We start from the raw sequence: 16,019 nt of genomic DNA on the forward strand, positions 1-16,019 counted from the left end.
ATGGAGCTCCTTGGGGTGAACGTATTGAGCGTATCGATCGGTGTTGCCTCAAAACGGCCTCGCTGCCTGATTGTTGTGTGCGTTCACCCTTGACTGTGATCGGTTTCGGACAAACGATGGTGCCCGTTCGCCCCACTCCTTTCCGTACGACGCCTCGTAGGAGCCGTGCCATGACGCGCACTTCACGTTCGTTCCGCGCAGCCGCCGCCACCGCGTCCCTCACCGCCCTGGGGCTTCTGGCCACCGCCTGCGGGGGCGGGGATTCCGGAAAGGCCACGGCCGGCGGCACCGCCGCCCGGCCGGTGGAGATCACCTACTGGTCCTGGATGCCTGGCACGAAGCAGACGGCGGAGGCCTTCAACGCCAGTCACGACACCGTCAAGGTCACGTTCGCCGAGGTGCCCGCCGGCCAGGCCGGCGGTTACGACAAGCTGGCCGCCGCCGTGAAGGCGGGCAACGGCCCCGACGTGATGAACGTCGAGTACCAGGCCGTCCCCGACCTCGTCACCCAGGGGCTGCTCGCCGACTCCTCCAAGCTCCTCGGACCCACCGTCAAGAAGCAGCCGGAGCAGGTGCGGGCCCTGGTCACCCTCGGCGGCAAGCAGTGGGCCGCGCCCTTCGACGTGGGCCCGCAGATGCTCTACTACCGCAAGGACCTCTTCGAACAGCACAAGATCCCCGTGCCCACGACCTGGGCGGAGTTCAGAACGGCCGCCGAGGAGATCAAGAGGGTGGACCCGCAGGCGCGCATCACCTCGTTCTGGGGGGACGAGGCGGCGACCTGGGCGGGTCTGGCCCAGCAGGCGGGCGCCAAGTGGTACGGCACCGAGGGCGACGCGTGGAAGGTGAACATCAACGACGCCGCCACCAAGAAGGTCGCCGAGTACTGGGGCGACCTGGTCAGGAACGACCTCGTCTTCCACCACAAGGCGTGGAGCCCGGAGTCGACCAAGGCGGCCGCCGAGAACAAGGTGTACACCCGCCTCGGCGCCTCCTGGAGCGCGGGCGGCCTGAAGACAGAGCAGGCCGAGCAGGAGGGCAGGTGGGCCTCCGTCGCCCTTCCCGGCTGGGGTGACGGCAGGATCGGCATGGTGGGCGGCTCGTCCTTCGCCATCATCAAGGACAGCAGGCGGGCCGAGGCCGCCGCCGAGTTCATCACGTGGGCCACCACCAGCCCCGAGGCCGTCAAGGCGCGGCTGAGCACGGGCACCTCCAGCGCCCTGCCCGCCGGCGAGGCGCTCCGCGAGAGCGCCAAGGCATCCTTCGACACCACGTTCTTCGGCGGTCAGGACATCTACGCCACCGCCTCCGAGCAGGTCCCGCGCATCGCCACCGGCTGGGTCTGGAGTCCGGTCCACAACGCGACCTCGGTCGAGCTCGTCGCCGCCCTCGCCAGGGCCCGGGACGGCAACTTCGCCGCCGCCTTCGACACGGCGCAGGCCACGGCCGAGAAGCTGATCGCCGACCGCGGTCTGAAGCTCGCGAAGTAGCCCGCCGGCCCGGCCCCTCCGCGTCCGCGCCACACAGCGCGGCCCGCCGCCGGGACCCGCCCGCGCACCGCCCACGCCCCCGACCCGCCCCGTCCGTCCCCAGCCCAGGAGGTGCCCCGGTGACAGCACCGCCCGCCCCCAGCAGCACGCGGCACCCGAGCAGTACGCGGCACCCCGGCAGCACGCGGCGTTCCACCAGCACGCGGCGCCCCGGCCGGAGCAGGCGCGGCCAACGCACCGCCGCGGCCCTGCTCATCGGACCCTTCGTCCTGCTCTTCCTCGCCGTCATGGTCGCGCCCATCGGATATGCGGCCTACCTGAGCCTCTACCGCGAGCAGTCCTCCGGCCTCGGCTTCGGCGGAACCCAGACCCACTTCAGCGGCCTCGGCAACTACGTCCGCGCCCTGACCGCCCCCGCCCTGCAGGCGGGCTTCCTGCACATCACCGTGTACTGCGCCCTCTACATCCCCGTCATGATCGGCGGGGCCCTGGTCCTTGCCCTGCTCATCGACTCGGCCCTGGCCCGCGGCAAGCGGTTCTTCCAGCTGGCCGCCTTCCTGCCGCACGCCGTACCCGGTCTGATCGCCACCATCATCTGGGTGTTCCTCTACACCCCCGGCCTCAGCCCGATCCACCAGTTCCTCGACCGGGCCGGCGCCCGCATCGACTTCTTCGGCGATGACGCCATCCTCTTCTCGATGGTCAACGTCACCGCCTGGCAGTGGATCGGCTACAACATGGTGATCTTCTACGCGGCCCTGCAGGCGATCCCCCGCGAGACCCTGGAGGCCGCGATCGTCGACGGCTCCGGCGCCCTGCGCACCGCCCTGTCCGTCAAACTCCCCATGATCCGCTCCGCGGTGGTCCTCACCACGCTGTTCACCTGCATCGGCGCCATCCAGCTGTTCACCGAGCCGGAGACCTTCCGCTACGACGCCACCGGCCTGTCGCCCGAGTGGTCCCCGACGATGTTCATCTACCAGGCCGCCTTCAACAAGCACGACTACGGGCTCGCCGCCGCGGCCTCGCTCGTCCTGGCCCTGCTCGGCGCCCTGATGTCCTTCGTCGTCACCCGGCTCGGCAACCGGTGGAAGGAAGCATGAGCACCCTCACCGTGGACAAGACCACGCCCCCCGCGCCCGGCGGCCCCCCGCGCCGCCGCCCCCCGCACCCGCCGTGCCGTCCGCGCGCCGGCGGTCGGATCCTCGCCTCGAAAGCCGCGGTGGGCGGCCTCCTCGTCCTGACCGCGCTCTACACCCTGATGCCGCTCACCTGGCTGCTGTTCGCCGCGACGAAGAACAACGCCGACCTCTTCGGCAAGCCCGGCTTCACCCTCGGAGACTTCAGCCTGCTCGCCAACCTCGGCGACCTGTTCGCGTACAACGACGGCATCTTCGGGCGCTGGCTGTTCAACAGCTTCGTCTACTCCGTGCTCGGGTCCCTCGCCTCGACCCTGCTCAGCCTCGGTGCGGGCTACGCCTTCGACACCTACGACTTCCGCGGCAAGGAGAAGCTGTACGGCTTCATCCTCCTCGGCCTGCTGGTCCCCGCCACCGTCGTCTCACTGCCCATGTACCTGCTCGCCTCGAAGGCGGGCATCGTCAACAGCTACTGGGCGATCCTCCTTCCCGGCCTGGTCAGCCCCTTCGGCGTCTACCTCTCCCGGATCTTCTCCGAGGGGTACGTCCCGGCCGAGACCCTCGAGGCGGCACGCGTCGACGGCGCCGGGGAACTGCGCATCTTCGGCTCCGTGGCCCTGCCGATGCTCGCGCCCGCCTTCGTCACCGTCTTCCTCTTCTCCTTCACCGGCAGCTGGAACAACTTCTTCCTCCCGCTGGTCATGCTCAACGACCACGCGCTCTACCCGGTCGGCCTCGGCCTGTTCAACTGGAACGCCACCCTGAGCCAGTACCCCGAGCAGTACGCCCTGCTCATCACCGGCTCCCTGGTCTCGGTCCTGCCCCTCGCCGTGGCCTTCCTCTGCCTCCAGCGCTTCTGGCGCTCGGGCCTGACCGCGGGCGCGGTGAAGTGAACGTGACGACCACCGCGTCCGCACCGCGACCCGAGCAGCCCACCGCGTCCGGACTCCCGCGCACCCTGCTCGCCATGGGCGCCCCCATCCACCGCACCCTCCTGGAGGCCGCCGCGCTCGAGAGGCTGCCGCGCGTCGCGGACACCGACCCCGCGCTGCTCGTGACCGACTACCGGGCCGCCGACCCGGAGCTGCTCGCCGGCGCCGAGGTCCTCTTCACCCACTGGGGCTCCCCGCTCCTCGACGAGGCCGCGCTGCGCCGACTTCCCGCGCTGCGGGCCGTCGTGCACGCCGCCGGATCGGTCAAGCACCACGTCACCCCGGCCGTCTGGGAACGGGGCATCACCGTCTCCTCCGCGGCGGACGCCAACGCCCGACCCGTCGCCGAGTTCACCCTCGCCGCCATCCTGTTCGCGAACAAGCGGGTCCTGGAGAGCGCCCGGCGTTACCGCCGCGAGCAGTCGGGTTACGACCTCCTGCCGTACTTCGCCGGACACGGCAACCACGGGCGCACCGTCGGCATCGTGGGCGCCTCCCGCATCGGCCGCCGCGTCATCGAGCTGCTGCGCCCCTTCGACCTCGACGTCCTGCTGTACGACCCGTACGTCGGCCCGGCCGAGGCCGCCTCCCTCGGTGTGCGCCCCCTGCCGCTCGACGAGCTCGTCCCGCGCAGCGACGTGGTCTCCATCCACGCCCCGCAGCTCCCCGAGACGCACCACATGTTCGATGCGGAGCTGCTCGCCCGGCTCGCCGACGGCGCCACCCTCATCAACACCGCACGCGGCTCCCTCGTCGACACCGAAGCCCTGGTCGCCGAGCTGCGGACCGGCCGCATTCACGCCGTCCTCGACGTCACCGAGCCCGAGGAACCGCCGGCCGGCTCTCCCCTCTACACCCTGCCCAACGTGCTCCTCACGCCCCACATCGCGGGCTCGCTCGGCAACGAGCTGGCGCGCATGGCGCAAGGCGCCGTCGACGAGGTCGAACGCTACGCACAGGGCCGCCCGTTCGCCCACGGCGTCGGCCCGGAGGAGCTGCTGCGCTCGGCGTGACCGGGGCGACCGGCGTACGGGACCGGGCCCGGCCGGCCCGGACGGCGGATCGGCCGCCTCAGGCGGTGAAGTCGCGGGCGAAGCCCGAGCGGAATCCGGGCCGCGCCACCGCCGCCTCGAAGGCGCGGGCGGCGCGGTCGAGGCCCGCCTCGTTCTCCTGCGCGGCGGCGAGTTCCGCCAGGTACGCGCGCAGGCTCAGTCCACGGGCCGCGGCGAGCGCGGCGAGTCGGTCGTGGACCTCGGTGTCGACCTCGACTGTGGTGGTGTCAGCCATGGTCCGAGTATGCGCCGTCCGCGGTGCGGGCGGGGGTGGTTGGCGGTTCACCCACCGCCCGAGCGCGGGCCCGCTCTCAGCCGAGTGGCCGGGCGGGTTCGAGCAGGTTCGCGCGCAGGGCCGCGACCAGCTGCTCGTCCGCGCCGAGCAGGTCGGCCGCGTAGGCCCGTACGGACCCGTGCTCGCGGGTCAGCGCGGCCAGGAACAGGGTCATGACCTCGGCGGGGGCCTGCGCGTAGCCGGGCCACCGGGGTTCCCGGCCGGGGTGGTCCGCCCGCCAGTCCGCGAGGAGCCGGCCGGTGGCGAGGCCGGTAAGGGCGAAGTCCTCCACGATGACCTCCTCGGCCACCCCGAGCAGGGCCAGGACCACGGCCGCCAGCAGACCGGTGCGGTCCTTGCCGGAGGCGCAGTGGAAGACCACCGGGCTGTCCTGGGCGGCGATCAGCTCCAGGGCCGCGCGCAGTTCGCCGACGCCGTCGTGGGCGACCTCCATGTACCGCTCGGCGAGATAGGGGCCGGTCTCGATGTCCGGGCCCAGTGCCGCCTGGTCGTAGGGGCGGTGCTCGATGCTGAGGTGGTGGTGGACGAACGAGGGGTGTTCGGGCACCCGGCCCTTCGCGTCGATCTCCCACCCGTACCGCAGGTCGATGACCGCCCCGACGCCGAGCTGGAGGAAACGCTCCCAGTCCTCGCCCCGCAGCTTGCCCAGGGAGTCGGAGCGGAACAGCCGGCCCCAGCGCACCGTCGAGCCGTCCGCGGCCTGATAACCGCCCAAGTCACGGAAGTTGTGAAGGCGTTCGAAGGATATGTGTCTGTTCACGCCTGCACCCTATGGTGCCGGGAACGGGCGTGAGTGCCGTCACCGGGGCGGGGCGGCCCCTGACCGGACCACGCGGTGAGCGCGGGCATGCCGTTCCTCGGAAGCTCTGATCCCGGGGGGCCCACCGCCCGGCGTGTGCTCCGTACGAGTCTTCTTGGGTGCCCGTTCGGACGCAGAGCCGACGTCATGATCATCATTTTGGCTCCCGATCGTTTTGATACTGCCATCGGCCGTGTGCGATCTGGGAGGGCGACGAATGCAATCGACCAAGGCGTGGGGCGTGGTGGCCGCGGTGACCGGAGCGATGCTGGTGGCGGCGGCCGCGCCGGGCCGGGCGTCCGACGCGGACGCCGCGGAGCACGCGGCCAGGCGCGGACACCGGGAGGCCGCCGTCACCCTGCTCGTCGGCCGGGCGGTGGACGACGGCGCGCGGACCGGCGGCGGCCGGTGCGCCGTCCACACCTCACGGCCCGGGCTCTGCGCCGGCTGGCGGGAGGAGCGGGTCCGGGCCACCGCCCGCGGCAGCGGCACCGTCCTGAAGGTGCCGGTCCTGGTGGACCCCTCGGGCGGCGCCGGGGCCGCGCCGGCCACGGACGCGGACGCGCCGCTGGAGATCACCCTCGCGGAACCCGGCCGCCTCACCGACATCACCGTGACGGACGGGCACGGCCGGCACCTGGCCGGGACGCTCGGCCCCGACAGCGGACGCTGGGTCAACACCGAGCCGCTGCGGGCGGGGGAGACCTACACCGTGCAGGTCGGCGCCCAGGACGCGGCCGGCAACCCGGTCGGCGTGACCATGGCCTTCAAGACGGCCGCGCCCGCCGGCGGGGACCGGGTGACAGCGGAGTTCGGCCCCCGCCCGGGGACGTACGGCGCCGGACAGATCGTCACCGCCGACCTGAGCCACCCGGTGCCCGCCAACGACCCCCTGGCCCGCGAACGGGTGGAACAGGCGCTCCAGGTGACCTCGGAACCGCAGGTCGAGGGCGCCTGGCACTGGGTCGACGCATCGACACTCCACTACCGGCCGCGCACCTACTGGCCCGCGCACACCGTGGTCCGCGTCCGCAGCGGTCTCGACGGGGTCCGGGTCGGCGGCCTCGGCTACGGCGGGCCGTCCGAGCCGCTGGAGTTCGCCGTCGGGGACCGGATCGAGGCCCTCACCGACTCCGCCGCCCACCAGATGACCGTCCGCCGCAACGGACGGATCATCAGGACGATCCCGGTCACCACCGGGAAGCCCGGGTTCAGGACGCGCGAGGGCATCAAGGTCGTGCTGCGCAAGGAGCCCAAGGTCCGGATGCGGGGCGACACCGTCGGCATCAGCCGCGGCACCAAGGAGTTCTACGACCTGGCGGTCCGCTACGCGACCCGCGTGACGTGGAGCGGCGAGTACGTCCACGCCGCGCCCTGGTCGGTCGAGGCGCAGGGCGAGGCGAACGTCAGCCACGGCTGCACGGGGATGAGCACCGAGGACGCCGCATGGTTCTTCGAGACGGTGCGCGAGGGGGACGTCGTCGAGGTGGTCAACAGCGGAGGTGAGCAAATGTCCCCCTTCGACAACGGCATCGGGGACTGGAACCTGGACTGGGGCAGCTGGCTGGCCGGCAGCGCGCTGGCTTCCGCCGACGCCCCGCGACACGGAGCGCCCCCGCTCACCCCGGCCCGCCTGCACCCCACGACCTGAGCCCGCGTCCCGCCGCTGACGCCGAGGGCGGGCCCGCGCCGCCGGAGCACCGCGGCTCCAGGCGACTCCGCTCTCGGTGAAAGCCCTGGCCGCAGGCCGACTCCCGTGCTGGGGTGGGTCGATGGAGACCTTGATACTGGGCGGAACGGCGTGGGTGGGCCGCGAGATAGCGCGGCAGGCGGTGGCACGCGGGCACCGGGTGACGTGCGTGGCCCGAGGTGAGAGCGGTGACGTCGCCGAGGGGGCCGCGCTGGTGGCCGTTGACCGGCGCGAGGCGGCGGCGTACGCGTCTTTGGCGGGCCGGGACTGGGACGCCGTCCTGGAGGTGTCCTGGCAGCCCGGCTTCGTCCGCGGCGCCCTGGAGGCGCTCGGCGGACGGGCCGCCCACTGGACGTATGTCTCCTCCGTCAGCGCCTACGCCTCGCACGCGCGGCCGGGCGACGACGAGACGGCCGAACTGCTGCCCGCGGCGACGGCGGACGAGCTGGGCCGCGAGGAGTACGGACGGGCCAAGGTGGCCAGTGAACGGGCCGCGGCGGCCGCGCTCGGCGACCGGCTCCTCATCGCCCGAGCCGGACTGATCGGCGGTCCCGGGGACCACAGCGGCCGGACCGGCTACTGGGTCGCCCGCGCGGCCAGGGACCCGCTGGCGCCGATGCTGGTGCCGGACCCGCTGGACGTCCCGACCCAGGCGGTCGACGTGCGGGACCTCGCGGCGTGGCTGCTCGACTGCGCGGAGAAGAAGACGACCGGGACCTACGACGCCGTCGGCCCGCGGATGTCCTTCGGGGAGTGGCTGGCGCTGTCCAGGGAGCTCGGCGGACACACCGGCCCCGTGGTACCGGCCGCCCGCGACTGGCTGCTCGGACAGGGGCTCTCCGAGTTCATGGGCCCGGAGTCGATCGCCATGTGGATGGCCGACCCGCAGTGGGCCGGTTTCTGCGCGCGCAGCGGCGCCGCCGCCGCGGCCGCCGGCCTTCGGCACCGTGCGCGGCGCGACCTCCTGGCGGACACCCTGCAGTGGGAGCGGGCCGAGGGACTCGCCCGGCCCCGCCGCGCGGGCCTCACCCCGGCCCGCGAACGCGAACTCCTGGCAGCGCTGGCGGCTCTCCGGCGGTAGCCCGTCCGCCGAGGCACGGCCCCGTCGCGGCCAGGTGGCCAGGCCGTGCCCCGTACGCTGCCCCTGCCCGCGGGCCCCGGAGGCATGCCCCGCCCGGCCCTGTGCGCGCGGGCGGGCGGGGCCCCGCGCTGTCCGGCCGGGTCACGGCCCGCACCCCGGCCCGGCCGTCCGTCCGCCGGGCCGCCCCGCCGCCCCGCCGCCCGGCGGACGGAGTGCGAGGCGCGGTCGCGGCCGCTCTTCGGGTCGGCATCCGGGCCTCCAGGCGGGCCACCCCGGCCGCACCTCCCGCACCTTCCCCTGCCGTCTCCCGGCCCCGGAAGAGGAGGCCGGAGGGCTGGCAGACGCATTTCGGGGGAACATGAAGGGAGCCGCGCCGGAAGGGAGCGCCTGGGATGGATGCGAGCGAAGCCTTCGGGGGAGGAGGGGCGGAGACGGCCGGGCGCGGCACGCCCGGGGTGTCCCCGCCGAGCGGGCTCCTCGACGTCCTGAACGTGGCCGCGGTCGTCCTGGACGCCCAGGGGCGCGTCGCCCTGTGGAGCCCGCAGGCCGAGCAGCTGTTCGGATGGGCGGCGAAGGAGGCACTCGGCCGGCCCGCCGCACGCCTGCTGGCGTCCCAGGACCATGTGGACCTGGTCCTGGAGCTCTTCGCCCGGGTGATGGGCGGCGCCGGGGACTGGGCCGGAGCGTTCCCCATCCGGCACAAGGACGGCAGCACGCGGCAGGTCGAGTTCCGCAACATGCGGCTGCTCGACGAGCACGGCGATCTGTACGCGCTCGGCATCGCCACCGACCGCACCCGCCTGCGCCGCCTGGAGCGGGACCTGGCCCTGTCCGCCCGGCTCGTCGCCCAGTCCCCCATCGGGCTGGCGGTCCTGGACACGGACCTGCGCTATGTCCTGGTCAATCCCTCGCTGGAGAGGATCAACGGGCTCCCCGCGGCCGCGCACATCGGGCGCGGCGTCCGCGACGCGCTGTCGTTCCTCGACGACGCGGCAGCCGTCGAGGCGGCTATGCGCCAGGTGCTGGCCACCGGTACGCCGCTGGTCGAGCAGTTCACGGCGGGGCACACGCAGGGCGACGACCACCACGAGCACGCGTGGTCCATCTCGTACTACCGGCTGGAGGACGCCGGCGGACGGGTCCTCGGCCTCGCCACCTCGGTGGTGGACGTCACCCAGAGCCACCAGGCGGCCAAGGAGATCGCCCACAGCCGTCGGCGCCTCGCCCTGATCGCCGACGCCACCGTCCGCATCGGCACCACTCTCGACCTCGACCAGACCGCCCGGGAGCTCGCGGACGTCGTCGTGCCCGAGCTCGCGGACGTCGCCGCCGTCGACATCCTCGACTCCGTTCTCGAAGGCCGCCCCAGCCTGAAGTCGTCCGCCCACGAACCGGCGGTGTTCCGGGCCTTGGCCGTGGCGTCCGCCTACCCGAACGAGGCCGTCCGGGCAGCGGACCCGCCGGGCGACATCGCCCGCTACGAGGCGGACCGGCTGGTCACCCAGTCCGTGACCACCGGCCATCCGGTCCTGGTCGCCCACGTCCAGGCCCGGGACATCTCCCGCATCGCCCGTGACGACGACGCGGCCGCCCTGCTGGCCCGCGCCGGGCTGCGCTCGTACCTGGCCGTGCCGCTCATCGCCCGCGGCGAGGTCCTCGGCGCCCTCGACCTCAAGCGGACCCGCAACCAGCGGCCCTTCAACGACGACGACATCATCCTGGCCGGTGAGCTGGCCGCCCGCGCCGCCGTGTGCATCGACAACGCCCGCTGGTACCGCAACGCGCACCACACCGCCCTCGCCCTCCAGCACCACCTCCTCCCGCACCACCCGCCGCCCACCCCCGGCCTGGAGGTGGCCTACAGGTACCGGCCCGCCGCGGCCACCAGCGAGATCGGAGGGGACTGGTTCGACGCCATCGCCCAGCCGGACGACACCACCGTCCTGGTCGTCGGGGACGTCATGGGCAGCGGCATCAACGCCGCCGCCGGAATGGGCCAGCTGCGCACCGCCACCCGCACGCTCGCCGGGCTGTCGCTCGACCCCACCCGCGTCCTCGAACAGCTGGACCGCACCACCAACGGCCTCGAGGAGACCATCGCCACCTGCGTCTACGCCGTGTTCGACCCCCACAGCTCGGAATGCCGGATCGCCGTCGCCGGCCACCTCCCCCCGGTCCTCATCCGGTCCGGCCGGGCACCCCGGCTCCTGGACCTGCCCACCGGCACGCCCCTGGGCGTGGGCGGCGTACCCTTCGAGGTCACCTCCGTGCGCATGGAACCCGGTGACCAGCTGGTCCTGTATACGGACGGGCTGGTCGAGACCAGGGACCAGCCCATCGACGAGCGCCTCGGCGTGCTGCTGGAACTGCTCGCCGACACCAGCCGGCCACTGGAGGAGACCTGCGACCGGCTCCTGGACACCCTGCGCAGACCGGACGACCACGACGACGTCGCCCTGGTCATCGCCCGCGCGAAACCGCTGTGAGGCCGGGGGCCGGCCAGCGGTGGTGGTGCCGGTCGATCACGTAGTGGTGCCCGTGCCGCCAGCCGTCCGCCGCGCGCTGCGCGCCGGCGAGGTGGGGGTGGTCCGGCGGCAGGTCGGGATGGACGTGTTCGAGCCGGGAGGGATCACCGGCCGGCCAGAGCACCGCGGCGGCCGCGCAGGCCGCCAGGCAGAGGCCGGCGAGGATCAGGGCCGTCACCGGGAGTCCCGCCCCGGCGGCGAGCCCGCCGGCCAGGGGATAGGTGAGCAGCCAGCAGCCGTGGGACAGGGAGAACCGCGCGGCGAACGCGCACGGCAGGTCCGGGTCGGCGGTCGAGCGGCGCACCACCCGTCCGCCAGGGGTCAGGACGGCCGAGGAGGCGGCGCCGATCGCGGCCCACCCCGCCAGGACCCCGCACCACGACCAGGTGCCCGGCGCCGTCGCGGTGAGCATGGCGACGGCGGCCAGCACGACGGGGAGGACGGAGGCGGACGTCAGCATGACGGCCCGGTCGGTACGGCGCCGCAGCAGGCGCGGCACCAGCAGGGCGGTCAGCATGGACCCTGCCCCGTACGCGCCGAGGGCCAGGGAGACGGCTCCCGCCGACCGGCCGAAGTGGCCCCGGACCAGGACGACGGTGTCGGCGAAGACGACGGCTCCGGCGGCGGCGACCGCGAGGTCGAGGGCGAGCAGGGCCCGCAGCCGGGGGGTCGCCCGGAACAACCGCGCCCCGAAGGCTGCCTTCGCGTAGGTGCCGCCCGCGCGCTCGGCGGGGGCCGGCCGGGGCAGCGCGGTGGCGACGACGAGGGCGGCGGAGGCGAGGAAACCGAGGCAGGTGCCGGTGAAGAGCCAGTCGTAGGAGACCAGCGCCAGCAGGGCGGCGGCCAGTGCGGGGCTGAGCAGGCTCTCCAGGTCGTAGGCGAGCCGGGACAGCGACAGGGCTTGGGTGTAGTCGCTCTCCGCGGGCAGCACCTCGGGAAGGGTCGCCTGGAAGACGGGGGTGAACGTGGCCGAGGCCGCCTGGAGCAGGAAGACCAGCAGGTATACCTGCCAGATCTCGGTGACGAACGGAAGGGCCAGGGCGACCGCGGCGCGGGTGAGGTCCATCGCCGCGAGCAGGGCGCGCCTCGGGATCCGGTCGGCCAACGCGCCGGCCAGCGGTGCGATGCCGACGTAGGCGACCATCTTGATCGCCAGGGCGGTGCCCAGAACGGCCGAGGCGTCGTCCCCGGCGATGTCGAAGGCCAGCAGGCTCAGGGCGACGGTGGCGAGACCGGTCCCGACCAGGGCGACGGCTTGAGCCGTGAAAAGGCGTCGGAAGGTGCGGTGGCGCAGGACGGACGGCACCCCGCCACCATAACCAACATGTGCGCACCTGTGCACGTGATGGGATCCCGGCCCCGCACAACAGCGTGGCCGGCCCCTCAGTCGTGCGGCGGAAGGGAGCGCAGCTGGTGATCGGCGACGCTCAGGGCTTCGTCCACCAGCCGCCGCAGGTGCCCGTGCCGCAGGGCGTAGACCACGCGCCGCCCGTCCTTGCGGCTGGTCACGAGCCCGGCGAGGCGGAGCTTGGCCAGGTGCTGGCTCACGGAGGGCCGGGCGGCCCCGCAGGCTTCGGTGAGCGTGCCCACATCGGCCTCGCCCCGCCCGAGTTCGTCCAGCAGCGCCAGCCGGGTGCCGTCCGCGAGCAGAGCCAGCACCGACACCGCGACCGCCAGCCGCTCGTCGCGCGGCTGCGAATCGTGTGCACCTGCCAGGTGCGCGCTTGCGCTCATGTGCACATGTTAGGCGGACCGTGCCGAAGCCGACCCGCCCGCGCGATCACCGTGACCCTGCCGGCGCTGTCCGGCCGTATGGAGGATCTGCGACCAGAACTGTGGGCGGCGCCGCCGCGGCGGATACGGATGGTGCATACCGCATCCGCTGCGTGAGGAGACCCGATGACCTGCATCAACCGCCGTGACCTCGCCCTGCTGGCGCTGCGCGCCGGTACGGGCGCGGTGCTGATGGCCCACGGGACGCAGAAACTCTTCGGCTGGTTCGGGGGCGGCGGCCTGGCGGGTACGGCGGCAGCGATGGAGCACATGGGGTTCAGGCCCGGCCGGCAGAGCGCCCTCGCCGCCGGTCTGGGCGAGGCGGGGGGCGGGGCCCTGCTCGTCCTCGGCCTGGCCACACCGGCCGCCGGCGCCGCCGCGGCCGGAGCCATGGCGGGTGCCGTCTCGGTCCACGCACCCGCCGGGTTCTTCAACCAGGGCGGCGGATTCGAGTACCCGGCCTTCCTCGGATTCACCGCGGCCGCCGTCGGCCTCGCCGGACCGGGCCGCTACTCCGTCGACCACGCCACCCGCCACCACTTCGATCAGCCGTGGACGGTCGCGCTGGCCTTCGCCGGCAGCGCGCTGGCGGCCGCCGCGGTGGTCACCCGCCGGGCCAGGGCGCAGGAGGCGGCGAAGACAGCGGAGCAGCCGCAGGGCGAGTGACGGCCGTCCGGGCCCGGCTGGTGTCACGGCGCGGGCCCGGGCCCCCGATCACGCCGCGGCGACCCGGTCCACGAAGGCGTCGAGGTTGCCCGACATCCGCGCGAGCCGCTCGTCCAGGGTCAGGGACTCCTCGTACCGCCCGGCCCGCAGCTTCGGCTGGCGCCTGCCCCGTACGTAGAGCGGGCACGCGAGGTCCGCGCAGACGTAGATGCCGACCGTGTTGCCCTCCCGGCCGCGGGCGCCCGCCAGGGGCGCGGCGAGCAGGGTGACCCCGGAGGAGGCGTGCCCGGTCAGGCAGATCTGGCACAGGCTGGACTTCACCGCGCTGGTGCGGCCCACCGAGGGCACGCGCAGCGAGATCCCCACCGGGCCCCCGGCCCGGGGCAGCACCAGGTGGGCCCGCAGCGGCGCCCCCGGATCGACCCACCCCAGGAAGTCCAGGTCCTCCCAGGGCAGTTCGGCGAAGTCCAGCGGCAGCCGCAGCCGCGCCGCCTCGCCCTTGGTGCAGTTCACGAACGACGAGCGGATCTGTTTCTCGGTGAGTGCTTCCACGTGGATCGACCCTACGCACCCGCTGACCTGCGCGCATCCGGATATTTCGGTCCTACGCGAGGAACCGGCGGAGGTCGGTGACCTGGTAGCCGGCGGCCTGGATCGCGTCGATGATCCGGGGGAGGGCCTCGGCGTCCAGGACGACGCTGTCGCCGGTGCTGCCCACGTGCATCTGGATGATCGCGCCGGGCCCGAGCGCGTCCACCGCCCGCGCGACCACCGCGTCCACGGTCATGCCGCTGGCCGGCCCGAGATAGCCGTTGGTGTCGGTGGTGAACTCGATGGCCGCGTAGCCCAGTTCGTTGACATCGGCGATCGCGTCCTCGGTGGTGGCGCTGTAGGGGAAGCGGAAGAACGGCAGCGGCTCCGCCCCGGAGGCCCTGCGGATCGCGGTGTCGGCGCGGGTGATCTCCCGCGCCCGCTCCCCGGTGCTCAGGTCCTCGAAGTACGGGTGGCTGTACGAGTGGTTGCCCAGGCCGTGCGCCGCGCCCATCGCCCGGACGGCGGCGGGGTGGGAATCGGCGAAGCCGCCCGTCGGGAAGAACGTGGCGGGCACCGTGCGCCGGCGTAGTTCGCCCAGCACCGTGTCCAGCCCGCTCGCGTCCCACGCGGCGTTGAAGGTGAGCGCGACGACGTCGGCGGAGGTGGGCAGCCGGCGGATCTCGGTGCCGAGCAGGGCCGCCGGCGGTGGGGCGGTGTCCGGCGCGGACGGCGCCCTTCCGAGCGGGGCGGCAACGGCGCTCGTACCCGGCGCGAGCCCCGCTGCCAGCAGCGCGGTCAGCGCGGCACGTCGTCCCGGGTCCCTCACGGTCTCTCCCTCCGGCAGGACGCCGCGGCGGCCACGGCGTACCCCGACTATGCGAGACCGGGGCCGCGCCGGCGGCCGGAACCTGCCGGGCAGCCGGGTGATCCGGGTCTGACGTGATCCAGCCGGCGTCAGGAGGGGCGGCGGCGCAAGTGGGTCGTGAGGTGGTGCTGGAGCGGCTGCCCCACCGCCGCCATGTCGTGGGTGACCGTCATCTCGGCCCCGGCCAGTGCGTAGTGGCGGCGGGTGCCGGTGACCTCCTTGGCCAGGGGGGTCAGGGCCACGTCCTTGGTCTCGATCTCGATCTCCGTGCCGGACACCCGGCCGACGTACGTCTCGACGATGCCGGTCGGATGGGCGAGGACCACTTCCAGGGAGGCGTCGGGCGTCACCCGCCACCACCCGGCCTCCCGCCCCGCCGGGCGGACCGGGGATCCCGACGCGTCGACCAGCCACGCGCGCGCCTCGTAGCGCAGGAACGGGCGTCCGTCGTGGCTGAAGGTGACCTCCTGCTCGTACCGGAAGTCCTGCTCCAGGGTCGGGTATTCGCCCCGGCCCCGACCGTGCCAGCGCCCCAGCAGGGGCAGTACGGGCCGCAGCAGCGGGTGCGGTTCGGGTCCCTCCCCGAGGACGTGGCTGTCCGGGTACGGATTCTCCTGCGGGGACTCGAACATGTGGACACCTTGCCTGTCGCGAGCGGCTTACGGGGCCGCAGCCTAGTACCGGTTCGGCTGCGCCGGGGCTCGGCCGATGGCCCCTGGCGGGTCCGGCTGCGCCTGCCTGGGCCTTGCCTTTGTGTGGGGCGGGTCGTGCAGGCGGCTTGCTGGGTGGGGCGGTCCGCGGCGCCCCTCCGGGGTGTCTCCTCGGCTCGCGCGGTTCGGCTGCGCCGTGGCTCGACCGGTGACCCTGCGGGTTCGGCTGCGCCTGCCTGGCCCCTGGCCGGGTGTGGGGCGGGTCGTGCAGGCGGCTTGCTGGGTGGGGCGGTCCGCGGCGCCCCTCCGGGGTGTCTCCTCGGCTCGCGGTTCGGCTGCGCCGGGGCTCGGCCGATGGCCCCTGGCGGGTCCGGCTGCGCCCGGCGTGGCCCTTGGCTCTGTGTGGGGCGGGTCGTGCAGGCGGCTTGCTGGGTGGGGCGGTCCGCGGCGCCCCTCCGGGGTGTCTCCTCGGCTCGCGCACGAAGCCCCGTCGGATACTGCCGACCCAGGTTGCGCGCTCGTCCTGCG

At 73.7% G+C, this 16,019-nt stretch carries 15 protein-coding genes; 8 read left to right on the plus strand and 7 right to left on the minus strand.

Annotated elements, in window-relative coordinates; genetic code table 11:
• The first annotated feature begins 170 nt into the window (after positions 1–170).
• The 4 genes from AC07FY_RS06855 to AC07FY_RS06870 all read left to right on the plus strand — a co-directional run bounded on the left by AC07FY_RS06855 (position 171) and on the right by AC07FY_RS06870 (position 4,574).
• Positions 171–1,490 carry an ABC transporter substrate-binding protein gene (locus tag AC07FY_RS06855; RefSeq protein WP_479001481.1) on the plus strand — a complete coding sequence of 440 codons (1,320 nt, stop codon included), beginning with the start codon at positions 171–173 and terminating at the stop codon, positions 1,488–1,490.
• A gap of 254 nt (positions 1,491–1,744) precedes the next feature.
• Entirely contained in the window at positions 1,745–2,593 is an 849-nt protein-coding gene (locus AC07FY_RS06860; RefSeq protein WP_479001620.1) for a carbohydrate ABC transporter permease, read from the plus strand.
• Entirely contained in the window at positions 2,590–3,522 is a 933-nt protein-coding gene (locus tag AC07FY_RS06865) for a carbohydrate ABC transporter permease (protein ID WP_479001484.1), read from the plus strand. The genes AC07FY_RS06860 and AC07FY_RS06865 overlap by 4 nt, the downstream gene beginning before the upstream one ends.
• Before the next feature lie 74 nt (positions 3,523–3,596).
• A complete protein-coding gene (locus AC07FY_RS06870) occupies positions 3,597–4,574 on the plus strand; it encodes a hydroxyacid dehydrogenase (protein ID WP_479001623.1) in 978 nt (325 codons plus the stop codon).
• 58 nt (positions 4,575–4,632) lie between these two features.
• On the opposite strand, the gene AC07FY_RS06875 is transcribed toward AC07FY_RS06870, so the two are convergent.
• Together AC07FY_RS06875 and AC07FY_RS06880 are read right to left on the minus strand one after the other, a co-directional pair.
• A complete protein-coding gene (locus tag AC07FY_RS06875) occupies positions 4,633–4,848 on the minus strand; it encodes an antitoxin MazE7 (protein WP_479001487.1) in 216 nt (71 codons plus the stop codon).
• A 76-nt stretch (positions 4,849–4,924) separates the two neighbouring features.
• A complete protein-coding gene (locus tag AC07FY_RS06880) occupies positions 4,925–5,668 on the minus strand; it encodes a tyrosine-protein phosphatase (RefSeq protein WP_479001489.1) in 744 nt (247 codons plus the stop codon).
• A 256-nt stretch (positions 5,669–5,924) separates the two neighbouring features.
• Between AC07FY_RS06880 and AC07FY_RS06885 the strand changes: the two genes are divergently transcribed.
• The 3 genes from AC07FY_RS06885 (at position 5,925) to AC07FY_RS06895 (ending at position 10,964) form a co-directional block, all read left to right on the plus strand.
• Positions 5,925–7,358 (plus strand): L,D-transpeptidase, encoded by a 1,434-nt coding sequence (locus AC07FY_RS06885; protein ID WP_479001492.1) that lies wholly within the window; start codon positions 5,925–5,927, stop codon positions 7,356–7,358.
• Positions 7,359–7,479: 121 nt separating this feature from the next.
• Positions 7,480–8,478 carry a Rossmann-fold NAD(P)-binding domain-containing protein gene (locus tag AC07FY_RS06890; protein ID WP_479001495.1) on the plus strand — a complete coding sequence of 333 codons (999 nt, stop codon included), beginning with the start codon at positions 7,480–7,482 and terminating at the stop codon, positions 8,476–8,478.
• Positions 8,479–8,870: 392 nt separating this feature from the next.
• Positions 8,871–10,964: a SpoIIE family protein phosphatase gene (locus AC07FY_RS06895; protein ID WP_479001498.1), complete on the plus strand. Its 2,094-nt coding sequence runs from the start codon at positions 8,871–8,873 to the stop codon at positions 10,962–10,964.
• On the opposite strand, the gene AC07FY_RS06900 is transcribed toward AC07FY_RS06895, so the two are convergent.
• Together AC07FY_RS06900 and AC07FY_RS06905 are read right to left on the minus strand one after the other, a co-directional pair.
• On the minus strand, positions 10,939–12,309 hold the full coding sequence (locus AC07FY_RS06900; RefSeq protein WP_479001501.1) for an MFS transporter: 1,371 nt from the start codon (positions 12,307–12,309) through the stop codon (positions 10,939–10,941). The genes AC07FY_RS06895 and AC07FY_RS06900 overlap by 26 nt on opposite strands.
• A gap of 77 nt (positions 12,310–12,386) precedes the next feature.
• Positions 12,387–12,737: an ArsR/SmtB family transcription factor gene (locus tag AC07FY_RS06905; protein ID WP_479001504.1), complete on the minus strand. Its 351-nt coding sequence runs from the start codon at positions 12,735–12,737 to the stop codon at positions 12,387–12,389.
• Between the two features lie 165 nt (positions 12,738–12,902).
• On the opposite strand from AC07FY_RS06905, the gene AC07FY_RS06910 reads away from it, so the two are divergent.
• Positions 12,903–13,442: a DoxX family protein gene (locus AC07FY_RS06910; RefSeq protein ID WP_479001507.1), complete on the plus strand. Its 540-nt coding sequence runs from the start codon at positions 12,903–12,905 to the stop codon at positions 13,440–13,442.
• A 48-nt stretch (positions 13,443–13,490) separates the two neighbouring features.
• On the opposite strand, the gene AC07FY_RS06915 is transcribed toward AC07FY_RS06910, so the two are convergent.
• The 3 genes from AC07FY_RS06915 to AC07FY_RS06925 form a co-directional block, all read right to left on the minus strand.
• On the minus strand, positions 13,491–13,994 hold the full coding sequence (locus AC07FY_RS06915) for an FBP domain-containing protein (protein WP_479001510.1): 504 nt from the start codon (positions 13,992–13,994) through the stop codon (positions 13,491–13,493).
• Positions 13,995–14,046: 52 nt separating this feature from the next.
• Positions 14,047–14,802, minus strand: coding sequence for a polysaccharide deacetylase family protein (locus AC07FY_RS06920; protein ID WP_479001512.1), 756 nt, complete (start codon positions 14,800–14,802; stop codon positions 14,047–14,049).
• 128 nt (positions 14,803–14,930) lie between these two features.
• A complete protein-coding gene (locus AC07FY_RS06925; RefSeq protein WP_479001515.1) occupies positions 14,931–15,473 on the minus strand; it encodes a heme-binding beta-barrel domain-containing protein in 543 nt (180 codons plus the stop codon).
• Positions 15,474–16,019 lie beyond the last annotated feature (546 nt).

The sequence above is a fragment of the Streptomyces sp. NPDC045967 genome (assembly GCF_056430495.1).

Excerpts from the sequence above, each read along its gene's own strand:
- AC07FY_RS06855 (WP_479001481.1), top strand. The coding sequence starts at position 171 with ATGACGCGCACTTCACGTTCGTTCCGCGCAGCCGCCGCCACCGCGTCC.
- AC07FY_RS06865 (WP_479001484.1), top strand. The coding sequence starts at position 2,590 with ATGAGCACCCTCACCGTGGACAAGACCACGCCCCCCGCGCCCGGCGGC.
- AC07FY_RS06870 (WP_479001623.1), top strand. The coding sequence starts at position 3,597 with ATGGGCGCCCCCATCCACCGCACCCTCCTGGAGGCCGCCGCGCTCGAG.
- AC07FY_RS06875 (WP_479001487.1), bottom strand. The coding sequence starts at position 4,848 with ATGGCTGACACCACCACAGTCGAGGTCGACACCGAGGTCCACGACCGA.
- AC07FY_RS06885 (WP_479001492.1), top strand. The coding sequence starts at position 5,925 with ATGCAATCGACCAAGGCGTGGGGCGTGGTGGCCGCGGTGACCGGAGCG.
- AC07FY_RS06890 (WP_479001495.1), top strand. The coding sequence starts at position 7,480 with ATGGAGACCTTGATACTGGGCGGAACGGCGTGGGTGGGCCGCGAGATA.
- AC07FY_RS06895 (WP_479001498.1), top strand. The coding sequence starts at position 8,871 with ATGGATGCGAGCGAAGCCTTCGGGGGAGGAGGGGCGGAGACGGCCGGG.
- AC07FY_RS06905 (WP_479001504.1), bottom strand. The coding sequence starts at position 12,737 with ATGAGCGCAAGCGCGCACCTGGCAGGTGCACACGATTCGCAGCCGCGC.
- AC07FY_RS06910 (WP_479001507.1), top strand. The coding sequence starts at position 12,903 with ATGACCTGCATCAACCGCCGTGACCTCGCCCTGCTGGCGCTGCGCGCC.
- AC07FY_RS06925 (WP_479001515.1), bottom strand. The coding sequence starts at position 15,473 with ATGTTCGAGTCCCCGCAGGAGAATCCGTACCCGGACAGCCACGTCCTC.